This window comes from Cellulomonas carbonis (assembly GCF_014636275.1).
Classification (GTDB): Bacteria; Actinomycetota; Actinomycetes; order Actinomycetales; family Cellulomonadaceae; genus Actinotalea; species Actinotalea carbonis.
This window is the reverse complement of the sequence record NZ_BMEB01000045.1, coordinates 1-563: the sequence shown is the minus strand read 5'-3', so window position 1 is coordinate 563 and position 563 is coordinate 1. Positions and strand designations below refer to the sequence as shown.

Annotated in this window: 1 protein-coding gene; it reads right to left on the bottom strand. The window is 61.5% G+C overall.

Going from position 1 to position 563, the window contains the following annotated elements:
* Positions 1-539, bottom strand: a 539-nt coding sequence (locus IEV86_RS17610; protein WP_188484848.1) for a DsbA family oxidoreductase, incomplete at its 3' end; no start/stop codon positions are given.
* Positions 540-563 lie beyond the last annotated feature (24 nt).

Here is a 563-nt window from a genome sequence, read left to right as displayed (position 1 = left end):
ACTCCATTGGCGCCGAGCGAGCGGGCCTCACTGATGTCGGCCCGTACGTCATCCGAGAATTCATCGGTTGCGAGGATCCGGCGGACCTCGTCGGGATCGAGGCCGATCTCACGTCCCACCTCGGCGAGGTAGTCGACGTCACCGATGTCGCGACCCTTCTCGAAGTGGCCCGAGAGCAGCCTCTCCTTGGCCTCGGACATGAGTCCGTGGGTCTTGGCGAAGTGGAGGAAGCGGTGGGCGGTGAAGCTGTTGGCCACGACGATCGAGTCGAAGTCGTAGTTCAGGCCGACTCCGGCGGCCTGCTGTGTGACATGGTCGAACATCTGTCGCACCTGAGCGGCGGGCATGCCCTTCATCTGACTGAGGTATTCGGTTTCGGTGCCGTCGAAGTGATCGGGCAGGCTCGGGTCGAGCTGGAAGCTGCGCCATTGGACGTCGACGTCATCCTTGTGAGCGAAGCCGTCGAGGGCATCCTCGAAGCGACGTTTTCCGATATAGCACCAGGGGCAGGCGATGTCCGACCAGATCTCAATCTTCATATCATTGCCAACCGTGTCCATCTC